Below are 14,544 nucleotides of genomic sequence, written 5' to 3' on the forward strand. Positions count from 1 at the left end.
ATCTAAGCGTGAAGCCCCCCTTAAGATGAGATATCCCGTGAGGAATCACATAAGACCCCTTAGAGACGATGAGGTAGATAGGGCAGAGGTGGAAGTGCGGTAACGCATGCAGCTGACTGTCACTAATAGGTCGAAGGCTTATCCAAAAGAAACGGAGAGCTGGTTGCAAAAGCAGCGTGAAGATGTTATAATCGGTATACAGTTTTGAAGGTATCACCTTCTTTAATCAATATTCATTGATTGATGGCCTAGTGGCTCAGTTGGTTAGAGCGCCGCCCTGTCACGGCGGAGGTCACGGGTTCGAGTCCCGTCTGGGTCGTTTTATATGGGATCTTAGCTCAGCTGGGAGAGCATCTGCCTTACAAGCAGAGGGTCACAGGTTCGAGCCCTGTAGGTCCCATTTAAATTCTAAAGCATTTTCAATATGCCGATGTGGCTCAATTGGCAGAGCAGCTGATTTGTAATCAGCAGGTTATCGGTTCGAGTCCGATCATCGGCTTTATGGATGGATTCCCGAGTGGCCAAAGGGGGCAGACTGTAAATCTGTTGGCTTCGCCTTCGAAGGTTCGAATCCTTCTCCATCCATTTAACTTCGGTTAATTAAATAACGCGGGGTGGAGCAGTCTGGAAGCTCGTCGGGCTCATAACCCGAAGGTCATAGGTTCAAATCCTGTCCCCGCTACTAAGATAGTAAATATCTTTTGCCCAGATAGCTCAGTTGGTAGAGCAGCGGACTGAAAATCCGCGTGTCACTGGTTCGATTCCGGTTCTGGGCATTTTCGTCTTTTTGGCGAAGATGGGATACTAGCTCAGTTGGTAGAGCACTTGACTTTTAATCAAGTTGTCGGGGGTTCGAATCCCCCGTGTCTCATTAGATGGGAAAACTCATTGCTTTTAGTGATGAGTTTTTTTATTGTATTCGTATAACTGTCTCACTTAAATTTAGAGGTCAAGCACACAGAAAGTGAGGTTGTTCTTATGAAACAAATCCAAATGAATCAATCTAAAAATTTATCTGTAGATGACGCTTATGATTTATTTATCAGGAAGTGTCGTGTCAAGAATTTATCCCAAGCATCTATTGTGTCATACGAGAATAAGATTCAGCCGTTTGTAGATTACTGTGAAGGTGGTCTTATCGGTGCGGTTACAATCGACACAGTGGATGGATTTACCAATCATCTTAAAACAGAACATAATGTGAATGATGTATCTGTCGTATCTTATTTACGGTCTGTGAGAGCATTTCTATATTATTGTATGGAATGTAACTACATGACCTCGTTCAAAATTCATCTTCCAAAAGCACAGAAGGACATTAAGGAAACTTACTCGAATGAACAGTTGGAGAAATTATTAGCCAAGCCAGACCTCAATAGTTGCTCTTTTACGGAGTTTAAGACATGGGTGTTTGAAAACTATATGCTTGCTACTGGAAATCGTCTCAGTACGGCTCTAAACGTCCATATCAAGGACATTGACTTTGATAATGGAATGATTATGTTGCGTAAGACAAAGAACCGTAGACAGCAGTTAATCCCACTCTCAGCGTCTTTATCTGAGATATTGAGAGAGTATCTTGATATTCGTGGTGGAAATCCTGATGATTTTCTCTTTTGTAATAACTATGGTGAGCAAGCCAGTAACAGAACATGGCAGACATTAGTGTATCGCTACAACATTAAGCATGGTGTCAATGTTACGAGCATCCATTCATTCCGACATACTTTCGCAAAGAACTGGATTCTCTCAGGTGGTGATATTGTAAGATTAAAGACCATCATGGGACACAGTAATATTGCAGTCACGAATGAATACCTTGCTATGTTTGGTCAGGATTTGCAGATGGATTTTGAGAAGTTCAATCCATTAGATAACTTGAAGAACAGAAACAGAGAACAAATTAGAATGTAAAGGAGAATAATGTTTATGAAGAAATGGATCAAGGCAGATAACGGCAGAGTAACACAGGTGATTGAATTTGATGATGGCTCAAAGATGGAACTGCCATTAGATAACAATGGTAACTTGAAATGGTTTGACGACAGCAAATTTGTGAAAAAAACCAAGTGATTTTCTAGGGTGACAACAACCCCCAATAAATCCCTACTGTTGTCCAAATATCGTGACAACGATAGGGATAAAAGTGGGGTAGTTGTGACACATATTAGTAGTAGATAAGAGTTAATAATAAACAAGTGATACCACTCGTTTTCAACGAGATGTTATTCTTTGGGTTTATTATTGTTTTGTTTTGGAAAGGAGAGATACATGAATTATGCGAATGTATTTGGTCGTACACAGAAGCAATTTGATATGACCATGAACAGAGAGAAGATTACAGTTACAGATTTCTTCAATTCAGATACCAAGTATGATGTATTCTTTCGCAGGAATCAGCGTAGTACCACACCGCAAGGTAAGGTTAGATTTTTCTATGCTCAGAGTACACCTATTGATATTGGAACTATTTTTGTATTAAACGGAAGTAATTTTATTGTTACATCTAAAGATGGAATTGAAAGCAATATATATTTTACTTCTCTTGCAGTGAAATGTGATACAACATTTGTTGTCCAATCAGAGAATAAGTATATAGATGTTCCTATGTCTGTTGTATCGGATAAATGGACTGTGGCACATGGAAGTGTATTCAGTATGGTCAATGGTGCTGTGGCTATGTTTACACAGGATAATCCCATTGCAAGAGGTATTGCAGTAGATAATAAATATTATGCCTTTGGTGGCTATTATAAGGTCGGTAATACATTCTTTAACAATGGACTGGCTTATTTCTATATGGAGCGTCAGACAATGCCACAGGACAATTATAAGACGGTATATACAGGTGTTACCACATTGGATATGAATGAGAGTACCACATATCAGTTGACCTATGTTGTGACCAACAATGGGAATGTTGTGGATAATCCATCTATAACATATTCATCTTCTGATGAAACTGTTGCGACTGTTAGTGATACTGGTCTTATGACATTGCTTAAAGAGGGTACAGTTGAGATTACTGCTAACTCATGCGTGACTACCATAACCGTTGTTAATACTGGTAGTGGATCAGATGTAAATTACACAATGAGCATATCAGCATCTACAGATACTATTAAGATTGGTGGCTCATATAAGTCGTTGAGTTGTCTGTTTACTGATAAAGATGGTCAGGATATAACAGAGACAACTATTGCCGATATGACAACTGCTGACTTTACATGGACTTGCTTCATTGGAGATACAGAGTTTACGAACAATACATCATTTATCACATGGAGAGCAGGAACTTCTACCAATGGCAAGAGAATTAAACTTGGTTCTGATTATAATTACATTGGAAAGACAATCACTATCAAGTGTACGGTCAACGGTGTAACAGCAGCAAAAGATTTTGAAATGACAGAGTAACCTATAACTTGGCGAAAAAGATTTATCTCTTACTTGATATTTTCATAGAATATGATATAATATCTATGTAAAGAACATAAGTTTTGTAAAAAGTTTACAAAAAAGGGTTAAGTTTTTTATAACTTGTGTCGATACATATTATGTAAGGGATAAATCTGATAGCCAAATACACAGAAAGCGAGGAAATAAATGATATTAGATAATGGCTTGAAGATTATGAGCATTGATGCTACGGACTTATTTAGAGTAGAAGTAGAATCAACAAAGAACAAAAAGGGCAAAGAGATTAAGGTTGCAAAAGAAATCGTACCTTCTGGATTATCTTCCTATTACGATTACTATGATGAATCAAAAGATGAAATTCTTCATCTGAGAAATCCCCAGTTATTCAAAATGAAATTAGATAGCAGTATGGCACTGGATGAATTAGGTCGAGTGATTGCAGACAGACGAATGACAAAGACAGCATTTTTCAATGTCAGAAGAAAGTTAGCAACAGACCAAGTAGTATACTTAACATTCAAATATTCTTCATTTAGAAGTACACTTAAAGATGATAAGGATGATAAGGGCAAGGTCAAGAAGTACAGGGTAGACGGAAAGACAAAAGAAACCATCAGATATATGATATATGATAAGGAAGATTTCTCTTTCAAGATTGACGATATTGAATATGTTAGATGGTGTCGATCAGGAAGTGCTTCAAGACAAGGTAAATGTTTCTTCATCAACAAGGAACTGGTTCACACAATGAACCTGTTTACGGATTGCGGTATCAATCCTAAGAAGAGAAGAATCAATCTTGCATCATTTGAAGCGTACAGAGCATTGTTGTTATCACATAAAACAGCAAACTTAGATATTCGCCCGGAGAACATACTTCTTATCAAGGATGTAAAATCAGTATTCAAAGATAAGGTAATGTATGTGGGACTTAAAGATAAGAAACTCTTCACAGAAGAAAAAGAAATGACGATTGAAAACAAAATATGGGATGGACAATCACTGATTGATAAATCTCTGATGGGTGACTACCAAGACAAAGGAATGTTACTTCTTCGTCACAAATTCTTCAAATCTTGTTGCTTTAACAGCAATATTCAGCAGTGGTTCAAAGATAACCACATCACAGATGTTTCCCAGTTAAACGGAATTACAACAGCAAAGAGAATCGAGGACATCAAATTTATTACTACTCGAAGCAGTATTAAATATTGTAAATTCGGAGATACCGAGAGTTGGTTCTATGATTGGTTGAAACAAATTTCTAAGAAAAATATCCCATTTGGAATAGTAAAATATGAAAAGCCGACCAAATACTTTGGCGGTAAGTTAGTAAGAACACACTATCAGATTTTAAACACCTTACAGATTACAAAGAATAAAATCACAGAATTATTACAACAGACATTAGATTATATCGAACTGCTCAGGAAAGATCCACTTGCAATGTATCACTATTGCGAAGCAACCTCAGATGATGAGGACAGCGACTTAATGATGAATGTAAAAGCAGATGTAATTTACAGAATGATGAAACTGAATATGTCCTTCAAGGACACAAAACTTTACAAACATCTTGCGAAGAATGTAATTGAGAGCATCAGAGCAGATATTAAGTGTGGCAGGATTCTTGTCAATGGTAACTACTCAACGGTCTTAGGAAATCCAATTGAAATGCTTCAGGAGTCAATCGGAAAGTACGAGCCAGAGACAACAATAGTTGGTAAAGGAAACATTATATCAACAGCGTTCCCACAGAAACAGTTACTTGCTTGCAGAAGTCCACATATCACAATGGGAAATATTTATCTCCCACATAACACTGAGAACCATTTGGTTACAACCTACATCAATATGACAGACAACATTATGGTAATCAATTCAGTAGGTGAGAATGTTTTACAGAGAGCAAATTCAATGGACTTCGACAGTGATCAGATGATGATTGTTGACAACGATATAATGATTGATGCAGCCGTTAAGAATTATGATAAGTTCTTAGTTCCGACAACAGATATTGAACCTGATCCGAAGGAAGAGGAATACACGGCAAAGAATCTTGCAAAGTTGGATTATGAAAGCAGTGAAAATCTTATAGGTCAGATTGTTAATCTTTCACAGGTCTTGAACTCAAAATTGTGGCACGAGATGAATAAAGAAGAACCGAATCAAAGTTATATTGATAGATTGTATAAGGATGTATGTCAGTTATCTATAATGTCAGGTCTTGAAATTGATAAGGCAAAGAAAACACTGATTGTAGATAACAAAAATGAGTTGAAAGAAATCAGAGAACGATACAAAAGCAAAGAAGATGGCAAAATCGGTTATCCAATGTTCTTTAAGGAACTTGGTAAGAAAGGAAATTACGACAGCAAAAAGACATATATCTTCTATAATACAACACTTGATATGATTGGTGATGAGATTGCATACAAGACAATGACAGTTGAGGGTACAGAAAAGGCACTGCATAAAATCCTGAGAAAGCCAGATATTAAATCAAGAGATGTAGACAAAGATAAGATTAAGGCGGTCTTGGAATTATGCAAGCAAAGAGCCAAAGACGATAAGAAATTAGGAGTTGAGAAAACTCAGTTGGGTAAGAGTGAATACAACCGCATGAGAAAGCAGACCATTGAAAACTTTTTGGAAGATTTGGCAGAGATAAAGATGAACCAAGCAACACTTTACACATTGCTTACAAGCGAGGATGCAGAGAAATATGAGGACTATATCTTACAGGGATTATTGGAACTGAAATCATCTACATTGAAGAAACTGGTTAAGACAGATGATACAACACCAACACTTGTAGAAGATGCAGCAGGAGACATTGAGATATACGGAATAAAGCATAAAAAATCGGAAGTGGCATAAAAACCACTTCCTTTTATTTTGCAAAAAAACTGCACGATTATTACCGAATTAAATTCGAAAACCCTTGAAAAATAAGGCATTCCGAAGTCATTACAATGGGTGTAATATGGAGAGAAAAATTGCGTTTTGGGCATAAAAAACACACCAACAATCCTATGAATACATTGGTGTTCTTGTCATTAAATTTCTTTCCTATGGAAAAGCATAAGAAACTTTTACAAATGCTATTATAGCAGGATAGAAAGTCAATGTCAACGATTTTCTAAATTTTTTATGCAACAAAATTTCTAGTATCTAACATAGTAATCATTTATTTATGGGACGGTGTTCTATCGTCCCTTCCTCCTCCAGTTTATAACGGTCGAAAAAACGGCACGTTAAAATATATCAAAAGTTTTTATGGGGCAGCCACACGAACTAAATTTAACTTAGGGCGTACCGACTGCAACAAGAAAGGATTAAAAGATGGATATTAAAGAATTGAATTTAACAGATGAGCAGATGGCTCTTGTGTCTAAATATGTTCAGTCAGAAACAGATAAGGTGCGTACAGATTACAGTGCGAAACTTAAAACTGCCAATGATGAGATTGCAAGATTAAAGCCAGTTGAGAAATCTGATGCAGAGAAAGCATTAGAGGAAAGAATTTCTGCTCTCGAAAGTAAAGAGAAAGAACTTGCTAATAAGGAAAAGTCAATGACGCTTGCAAGCAAATTAAAAGAGAAAGAACTTCCAGAAGGATTAGCACAGTTCTTAAATGTCGGTGAGGACATGGATAAGACCATAGAAGAGGTAGGTGCATTGTTCGGTAACTACTTTCTCAACGGATCAAACAAACCATCAAATCACCAGACCTCAAAAGGAATTACAAGGGAAGATTTTAAGAAGATGGGATATGCAGAGAGGGCAAAACTTTATGCAGAGAATCCTTCACTTTATCAAGCATTGAATAAATAGGTGGTGATGACCACTTATTCAATGGGAAAGGTGGTCTAATGGACGTAAATACAATTCAAACATTGATTACTTCTGTTGGCTTTCCTATTGTCTGTGTACTTGCTTTAGGATGGTTTATCTATAAAGCATTTGAGAAGTTCACAGCACAGTCAGAGAAGCGTGAGGAAAAACTTTACACTGTTCTGGCTAATGCACAGGAAACCAATGAAAGATTATCAAAGACAAACGCTGAGTTTGTGACGGTATTGAATACATACAAATCTGACCTTGAAGAGATTAAGTCAGATGTGTCGGAAATTAAAGAAAATATGAAAGGTTAAAATGGTGAAAATTTATGAGTACAATTAACACTAATGTTATTGTGCCTGATGTATATTCTGCTCTCGTAAGAGAAAAGATTACAGGCAAGTGCAAGGTAGCACAGTTCCTTGTAAACTTAGGAGAACTCCACGGCAAAGTCGGTGAGACATTAACTATGCCTAAGTGGGGTTATATCGGAGATGCTAAGGATTGGGACATCAATACTCCTATGGATGTAACACAGATGAAGCAGACATCTACAACTGCTACAATCAAAGCAATCCAGGCACCAGCCGTAAAAGTTGCAGATTATGATTCTGAGGTTGAACTTGGTAACGCTATCAATGAAGCAGCAGAGCAGCAGGCAATCGCAGTTGGTAGAAAATATGATACTGATGCTATTGCAGAGGCATTAAAGTCCCCACTTAAATATAAGTTAGGTGCTAAGAACACTGTAACACAGGACGAGATGATTGCTATTCTCGGTCTTTACGGTGACGACAGAGACAGTGCAGATTTTGATGCTATCGTTATCTCATCTCTCTTTGCACCATCTTTCTACAAGATGGATATGTTCACTTCTCGTGAGAGAACAATGACAAAGGATGGTAACGGTATAGCAGTAAACGGAGTGATTGGTGAATTTCTCAACATTCCAGTTGTTTTATCTGACCGTCTCTATGATACAACAAACACAGAGGGATTTATTCTTGTAATGAAGAAGAACGCTATCTCTTACATTCCAAAAGAGAATCCATTCGCAGAAGCAGAAAGAAATGCAGGTCTCAGACAGACAACAATTTACTTATCTCAGTTCTATGCAATGTCATTAACTGATGATACAGCAATCGTTGTTGCTAAGACAGTATTACCTACAGGTAAATAAAATACACATAAAAAGAAAACCAAAAGAAAGTAAAGTTTCATTTGGAATAATTTGAATAATTATGGGGTGACTTATATGTGTATAGGTCGTCCCATTTTTTGTAGAAAGTGAGGGATAAAATGCTCAGTGGAGAACAGTTAAAATTCCTGAGATATTATAATGGTAAGACACAACAGCAAGTCGCTGATTGGTGCAATGTATCAAGAAGATATATCATTATGGTTGAACAGAATGAAGAAAGATTATCAGAGGAAACATATAACGCTTTTATCAACTGCATCTATGGCATTGGAAAGCCACTGCCAAAAGAACCAAGACCAAATCAGACCAGTAAAAAGAAGAAGTCAGGTGATGACTAATGGGACTGTTCAGTAGAATATTTGGCGGTAAGTCCATTAGGTCTGCTGCAACTTCCGCATCATTTCTCGGTGCATATCGTGAAGCAGGTGGACAATCTTATTCAGGTGGTGGATGGGGCTTAGACCGATTCAACAGTATCATAGATGCTCACTCTTCCATAGACGATATGATTGAGGAATGGGGACTTGCTGATGAAGGTTGTCGGTATCAGTCATTAGATGGATATTCTAATCCGTACACACAAGCGTATAGAGAAGAAAGAGAACGTGCAGAAGAAGAAGTAGAGGTTCTTGCAATGTTCGGAGAAGAAATAGATGTGGAACTTCTCATTGATTGGGACACTGTAGAAGAGAACGCTTATGAGTATGCAGAAGAACTTGCACAAGCATGGTTAGATGGAGATGAATGGATTCCAGAAGAGATTATGGACTGGGCTTGGTACGATTTATCAGACCATAATATGTAAGGGAGAACACAATGACAGGGAAAGAATTTCGCAGATGGCGAAGAAGTTTAGAAATCTCTCAACAAGTGGTAGCCGATTATGCGGAATGTAACAAGTCAACTATCTGTCGTTGGGAGAAAGAACAAATCAAAATATATCCAGACCTATATCAGAAGGTAATGGATTTCTATAAAAATCATAAATAATCTTACGCACAAATCTGTGCGAACAAATCACAAGAACAAAAGTCGGAAATGTATGAATAGGACATGGCGACTATAAAACAAAGGAAGTAACCAAAAAACGGTAGAAAGGCAAGGTGAAATAATTTGCAGAAAGAACGCAAGTATTTCATCTTCATTATGATTAACTGTCTGAGCGAATTATTTCGCCCAGATGGTGAACGTAATGAACGTGGAATATTTAAGTAAAGTACCTGAGTGGTATAAGAGTAATGAAAAATTTGATTTAGTATTGAGTGATGATATTGATTCACTCACAACAGTTGCAGTTGTACAGAGTGTACACCCAAACTGGAATGTAGAATACTTCTATGATTTCGATAATATCTATGCAAGTCCAGATGCTTATTTCAAGGAAAATAAATCACGCACAAGAGTATGGTGTGATGTAGCGTTTTGTAGAAATGAAATGGCATTTGACAATCATATCAGCAGGAAAGATATAGACGACCATGTAAATCCTCGTTGTATCAATCCGAACATCTTAGCAAGCGTATCTAATTATGGCTATACAAATAAGTATGCAGGATCAACTGCTCTACTTGTTTGGTCTTTATACAATATCCCGTTACCAAAAACAGAAGAAGGAAAGATGATGCTGCTTTGTATCGACAGCACCTTCAAAGGATTTTATTCAAGCACATTCAAAGAGAGAAACAGATTCTTTCTTTGTGATGTATTGGATTTACCAGAATTATATGAAGTAGAGAAGCGTCACAACATTAAAGAATTTTATCAGTTAATGGACAAGTATGGACTGTCTCAGAAGATAGATACAACAGCGAGACAAAACAGATTGAATCAAAGTTAGATGTCGCCACAATCAGCGAGAAGTTGGGAATAGATATATCTCTTCCAACAAAACAATATGACCATTGGAGAAGTTTTGAACAGAAACAGGTCAATATGTGCGGTGTGAAATCCATAAAAGATTTAGAGAGAGGATTGGTCACACTGGCTTTTACATTCAGAAATGTAGCAAAGTATTCCGTTTTGAAAAAGACGGCTTAATTGAAAACTAAATAGAGAATATATAAGTGGGTGGCTACATTACAGTCACCCTATAACAAAAGAAAGGACACAGAAAGATGAACGAATATTTATTAGAAATGCAGTTGTCCACAGAGGACAATTTATCAGATGAAGAACTTATGATTATGAACTCGTACCAGAAGGTACGCACTAACAGAAAAAAGAAAATTCAAAAGGAGAATATTACAAATGGAAAAGAACACAATTATTATCTTTACTGCTAATAAGGCAAGAGAGTTATTAAAGGATGGATTTAAGGTGGTTGATATTAAACCTGACAAAACAGATTCAGATGGAAAGAGAAGCGTATTTGTATTTGAATATGCAGATGGAATTTTAGACAAGATTAAGAAAACAAAATAATAAAACCAGAGATGGGAACTCGTGCAAACGAGTCCTATCACTTATCTACTACTAATTCCTTATCTACTAATAATATGTGTCACAGATGATGCCATTTTACCTGTCCTGTTGTCAGTAGATTTGGACAACCATACACATAAAAAGGGCATAGTTGTCGCCCTAGAAAAACACATAAAAAGGAGCATAAAAAATGAGATTATTTTTAGAAGAAAATTTGGTTACAGGAAACACATTAACACCTGATGGAGTGCTTGCATACATAGCACTGAGAAAGATGATGGATGAGAATATCTTCTTGAAGTCATTGGAGATTACAGAGGACTGTGTATCTATCAACAGAATGGCTTATACACTTGTTGGTGTAAGTGAGAAATATCCTAAAGCATTTACGGATGCATTGCAGCGTGGAATATACGAACTTGATGCCGTGGACAGGATTAAGATAGTGCAGTCATTTGGTAAAGGAATTGAGTTCGTATTGGATATAAAGAATTTATACTTTGATACTTCAAAGGAAGGACAGCATTTTGTCATGGTATCATCTGATGAGGTTGAGAGGATTCTGACACATGATGCAGATATGAAGAAGAAAATATCCATACTGAAATATTATGTGGCTCTTGTCAGTTCATTTGATTGGTCTGCCAATATGAAATGTAAGGATGGTATGCCTAATCTTCAAGGTAAGATTGGTCACATGACACAGGATTATGTTGGTGGTCTTGCCGGAATATCCGGGCGAACTTGTCAGAGATACAATGTGGTCTTAGAGGACGAGATGAAGATGATATACATTTATAGAAGTAACGACAAGATTAAAGAGGATGATTCTTTAAGACAGATTACCAACTGCTACAGTCGTTATGAGGACAAAGATTTATGTGAAATGTATGCATCTGACTTTGAGGATAAGATGGGATATAAGCATAGAATTGTCAGAACCAAAAAGAATAAGGAACAGGCAGATAATAACAGACGATTGGCTCAGATTTATAATCGTATCTGTGAAGGATATGGAGATTCATATGATGAAGATACAATCCGCAAGGTGTACAAATATGTAACCAATAAGAATAAGACCGTTATTGATGAGATAGATAAGAAGCAGTCACAGGAATATATGTCATCATCTGACAAGGATTATGTTAAGAATTTACAGTCCCAGATTAGAGACACACTTATCTTTGAGCAGTTCGATTATCTTAATGAGGATTCCCAAGATGGGAACTCAGATGAAGATATTTGGGGCGAGATTGATGCTATCGAAAACGGCTATACAGTTGAAGAAATATTAGAAATGCCTACTGCATCTGATGTGGTAGCGTAACCAGTTGGGGTGTCGGTAATGCCGACATCCTTTTTGGTTCGCCAAAATTGGCGAGTGGATTTCCACTCTTATGTGGAACAGATTAACTTAGAAAGTGAGGACATAAAATGAAAACATTTGAAGAATTAACTTATTTTGTAGACACAAAAGAATATATGAAAGCATACAACAAGGTTGCAGAATCTATTGATAATGCTGAGTTGGATAAAGCAAAGAATTATTTATCTCTCTTGAAATTAAGAGAGCAGGAATTGATTAAACGCATGGATTATGAACTCAGAACTGAGCGTGAAATGATTGCAAGTGGGATTGGATTAAAGGAAGGTGAATACTAATGACAAAGGAAAAGACAATTATGCAAGCATTAACAGAGGTTGTTCCTAACTATCTTGCGTCATATCTTTGTTGGTATTACTCTGATCCGAATAAAAGAATCAGTTGGGAAGAACTCTGTAAATCTGATGCTAACTTTAGAAGTAAAAGCGGTGAGAATAAAACAGAAGATTTTGCGGAGCAGAATTGGCTCATTCGTGATGATGTTCAGAAAGCAATGATTATCTATTTACAGTATATGAAGCGTTATAACTTTATGAAGCGTTATCAGGAGATGAATAAGAAAGCATTAAGCGGTGACGTGAATAGTGCTAAATATGTTGATGAGATGGATAAGATTCTGGATAAGATGAGTGTGGATAAGAATACAGAGAGTGAGATTGACAGATTGCTTGAGGGGGTGACAATCAATGGAAATTAGTTTAGCCAATGCCAAGAAGTTAAATTGGCTGTGGCAGGATGAACATGAGATTGAATGGATTGAAACCTTTGTCAAGATTATTGATAAATCTGGTAAAACAGTTCCGTTCAAATTAACACCTGAGCAGAAAGCATTTATTAACGGACTGGCTCACAAAAATGTGATTTCAAAAAGCAGACAATTGGGTCTGAGTGTATGTTGTGCTGGCATTTCCATCAGAAGATGTGTGTGTCATCCCAATACAACCTGTGTACTTATATCACACTCTCAGGAGAGTACCAATAAAGTATTCGGCAAGTTGAAGCAAATGTTCTATTCTCTTCCTGATTGTATAAGACCAGAATTGTTGACCAATAACAGACAGGAATTATCTTTTGTGAATGGTAGCAGAATATCATGTCAGACAGCAGGGAACAAAGATTTGTGCCGTGGAGACACGATTAACGGAGTTTTGCATATGTCTGAGTATGCAATGTGGAAGAATCAGGAAGGACAGATGCAGTCACTTATGCAAGCAGTAACCGAATCTGCGACCTGCATAATTGAAAGCACGACAAAGGGCTTCAACTCCTTCACAAGTACATATATGCAAGCAAGGAATGGTGAGAATGATTTCAAGCCATTCTTTTTTAATTGGATAAATGGATCATCTTTATTCATTCCTCAGTACAAGTTGGCGGTCAAGTCGTGGAAAGCGAGACACAATGGCAAGATGCTCACGGAAGATGAGTATGATGAGGAAGAAAAATCTCTTGCTAAGTTGGGTATGACACCTGAACAGGCAGTATGGAGAAGAGGAAAAATATCTGAGTCCTCATTAGATGCTTTCCATGAAGAATTTCCAAGCACATTTGAAGAGAGTTGTATTGTAAGCGGTTCATCTGTATTTGATAACAATAAGGTTATCAGATTGCAGCAAGCAATAGTGCAGCAGAACATCAAGCCATTATCACTTGATAAGATAGTTGGGATTCCCCAAGTATTACGACCTCATGTATCTAATCGCAATCTGAAGGTGTGGCAGATTCCCAAAAAGGGAATACGCTATGTTCTCGGCTGTGATGTTGCTGAAGGTCTTGGCGGTAAGAGAGATAGTTCTACTATTTATGTATCGGATAAGGATGGTGTACAGGTTGCGGAGTTCAAGTCCAATAAGGTAAAGCCATACGAATTTGCGGATATAATTGATGCAATGGGTAGATGGTACAATAAAGGATTGCTCGTGGTGGAGAAAGCATCAGGCGGTCACAGTTGTATTGAGAGATTAAGATACGACAAGAAATATATGAATATGTACAAATATAAGTGCTATGACGAGTTCAAGAGAACCATTTGGAAGGTTGGATTTGATACCAACAACAAGACCAAGAGTATTGCGGTCAATGATATGCGTGAGTGGTTCGATAAGGGGCTAATTGACATACAGAGCAATGATTTACTGGAAGAAATGAAAACATTCGTTGCAGAGGATAACGGAGCATTTAATGCCGTTGTGGGTTCACATGACGACCTTGTGAGTGCTTGTTGGTTATGTATTGCAGGAATGAAATCTGCTTTCTGGTATCCGTTTTAGAAAGG

The 14,544-nt window shown here is 37.2% G+C and carries 15 protein-coding genes, 7 tRNA genes and 1 rRNA gene; all 23 read left to right on the forward strand.

Translation table 11 applies throughout. The features are described from left to right. A 23S ribosomal RNA gene (locus tag DXA20_RS01630) occupies positions 1-146 on the forward strand; the annotation flags it as partial. 99 nt (positions 147-245) lie between these two features. Continuing rightward, positions 246-319: transfer RNA gene (locus DXA20_RS01635), tRNA-Asp, on the forward strand. A gap of 8 nt (positions 320-327) precedes the next feature. Beyond that, a tRNA-Val gene (locus tag DXA20_RS01640) sits at positions 328-400 on the forward strand. Between the two features lie 26 nt (positions 401-426). Beyond that, a tRNA-Thr gene (locus tag DXA20_RS01645) sits at positions 427-499 on the forward strand. A 4-nt stretch (positions 500-503) separates the two neighbouring features. Then, positions 504-585, forward strand: a tRNA-Tyr gene (locus DXA20_RS01650). 23 nt (positions 586-608) lie between these two features. After that, positions 609-682, forward strand: a tRNA-Met gene (locus tag DXA20_RS01655). Between the two features lie 21 nt (positions 683-703). Beyond that, a tRNA-Phe gene (locus tag DXA20_RS01660) sits at positions 704-776 on the forward strand. Positions 777-798: 22 nt separating this feature from the next. Beyond that, positions 799-871, forward strand: a tRNA-Lys gene (locus DXA20_RS01665). A 107-nt stretch (positions 872-978) separates the two neighbouring features. Continuing rightward, a complete protein-coding gene (locus DXA20_RS01670; RefSeq protein ID WP_118559041.1) occupies positions 979-1,914 on the forward strand; it encodes a tyrosine-type recombinase/integrase in 936 nt (311 codons plus the stop codon). 15 nt (positions 1,915-1,929) lie between these two features. Next, the gene (locus DXA20_RS16060; RefSeq protein WP_158577090.1) at positions 1,930-2,073 is read left to right on the forward strand and encodes a hypothetical protein; all 144 of its coding nucleotides are present in this window, start codon (positions 1,930-1,932) and stop codon (positions 2,071-2,073) included. Between the two features lie 198 nt (positions 2,074-2,271). Further along, the gene (locus tag DXA20_RS01675) at positions 2,272-3,417 is read left to right on the forward strand and encodes an Ig-like domain-containing protein (protein ID WP_118559042.1); all 1,146 of its coding nucleotides are present in this window, start codon (positions 2,272-2,274) and stop codon (positions 3,415-3,417) included. Between the two features lie 189 nt (positions 3,418-3,606). Then, positions 3,607-6,300 (forward strand): hypothetical protein, encoded by a 2,694-nt coding sequence (locus tag DXA20_RS01680; RefSeq protein ID WP_118559043.1) that lies wholly within the window; start codon positions 3,607-3,609, stop codon positions 6,298-6,300. A 465-nt stretch (positions 6,301-6,765) separates the two neighbouring features. Then, the gene (locus DXA20_RS01685; protein WP_118559044.1) at positions 6,766-7,257 is read left to right on the forward strand and encodes a capsid assembly scaffolding protein Gp46 family protein; all 492 of its coding nucleotides are present in this window, start codon (positions 6,766-6,768) and stop codon (positions 7,255-7,257) included. Positions 7,258-7,295: 38 nt separating this feature from the next. Then, a complete protein-coding gene (locus tag DXA20_RS01690; protein ID WP_118559045.1) occupies positions 7,296-7,577 on the forward strand; it encodes a hypothetical protein in 282 nt (93 codons plus the stop codon). 14 nt (positions 7,578-7,591) lie between these two features. Further along, on the forward strand, positions 7,592-8,443 hold the full coding sequence (locus tag DXA20_RS01695; RefSeq protein WP_118559046.1) for a hypothetical protein: 852 nt from the start codon (positions 7,592-7,594) through the stop codon (positions 8,441-8,443). Positions 8,444-8,562: 119 nt separating this feature from the next. After that, positions 8,563-8,802, forward strand: a complete 240-nt coding sequence (locus tag DXA20_RS01700; protein ID WP_118559047.1) for a helix-turn-helix transcriptional regulator — start codon at positions 8,563-8,565, stop codon at positions 8,800-8,802. Next, on the forward strand, positions 8,802-9,269 hold the full coding sequence (locus tag DXA20_RS01705) for a hypothetical protein (RefSeq protein WP_118559048.1): 468 nt from the start codon (positions 8,802-8,804) through the stop codon (positions 9,267-9,269). The genes DXA20_RS01700 and DXA20_RS01705 overlap by 1 nt, the downstream gene beginning before the upstream one ends. Positions 9,270-9,656: 387 nt before the next feature. Then, complete coding sequence (locus tag DXA20_RS01715; RefSeq protein ID WP_118559050.1) at positions 9,657-10,301, forward strand: hypothetical protein; 645 nt, start codon at positions 9,657-9,659, stop codon at positions 10,299-10,301. 410 nt (positions 10,302-10,711) lie between these two features. After that, entirely contained in the window at positions 10,712-10,885 is a 174-nt protein-coding gene (locus DXA20_RS16315) for a hypothetical protein (protein WP_199877038.1), read from the forward strand. A 190-nt stretch (positions 10,886-11,075) separates the two neighbouring features. Further along, entirely contained in the window at positions 11,076-12,212 is a 1,137-nt protein-coding gene (locus tag DXA20_RS01720) for a hypothetical protein (protein WP_118559051.1), read from the forward strand. A 107-nt stretch (positions 12,213-12,319) separates the two neighbouring features. After that, entirely contained in the window at positions 12,320-12,547 is a 228-nt protein-coding gene (locus DXA20_RS01725) for a hypothetical protein (RefSeq protein ID WP_118559052.1), read from the forward strand. A 20-nt stretch (positions 12,548-12,567) separates the two neighbouring features. Then, positions 12,568-12,966, forward strand: a complete 399-nt coding sequence (locus tag DXA20_RS01730; RefSeq protein ID WP_147403664.1) for a hypothetical protein — start codon at positions 12,568-12,570, stop codon at positions 12,964-12,966. Continuing rightward, complete coding sequence (locus DXA20_RS01735; protein WP_118559054.1) at positions 12,956-14,539, forward strand: phage terminase large subunit family protein; 1,584 nt, start codon at positions 12,956-12,958, stop codon at positions 14,537-14,539. The genes DXA20_RS01730 and DXA20_RS01735 overlap by 11 nt, the downstream gene beginning before the upstream one ends. Positions 14,540-14,544 lie beyond the last annotated feature (5 nt).

It is taken from the genome of Roseburia sp. AM59-24XD (genome assembly GCF_003478445.1).
In the GTDB taxonomy this organism is placed as follows: Bacteria; Bacillota; Clostridia; order Lachnospirales; family Lachnospiraceae; genus Jutongia.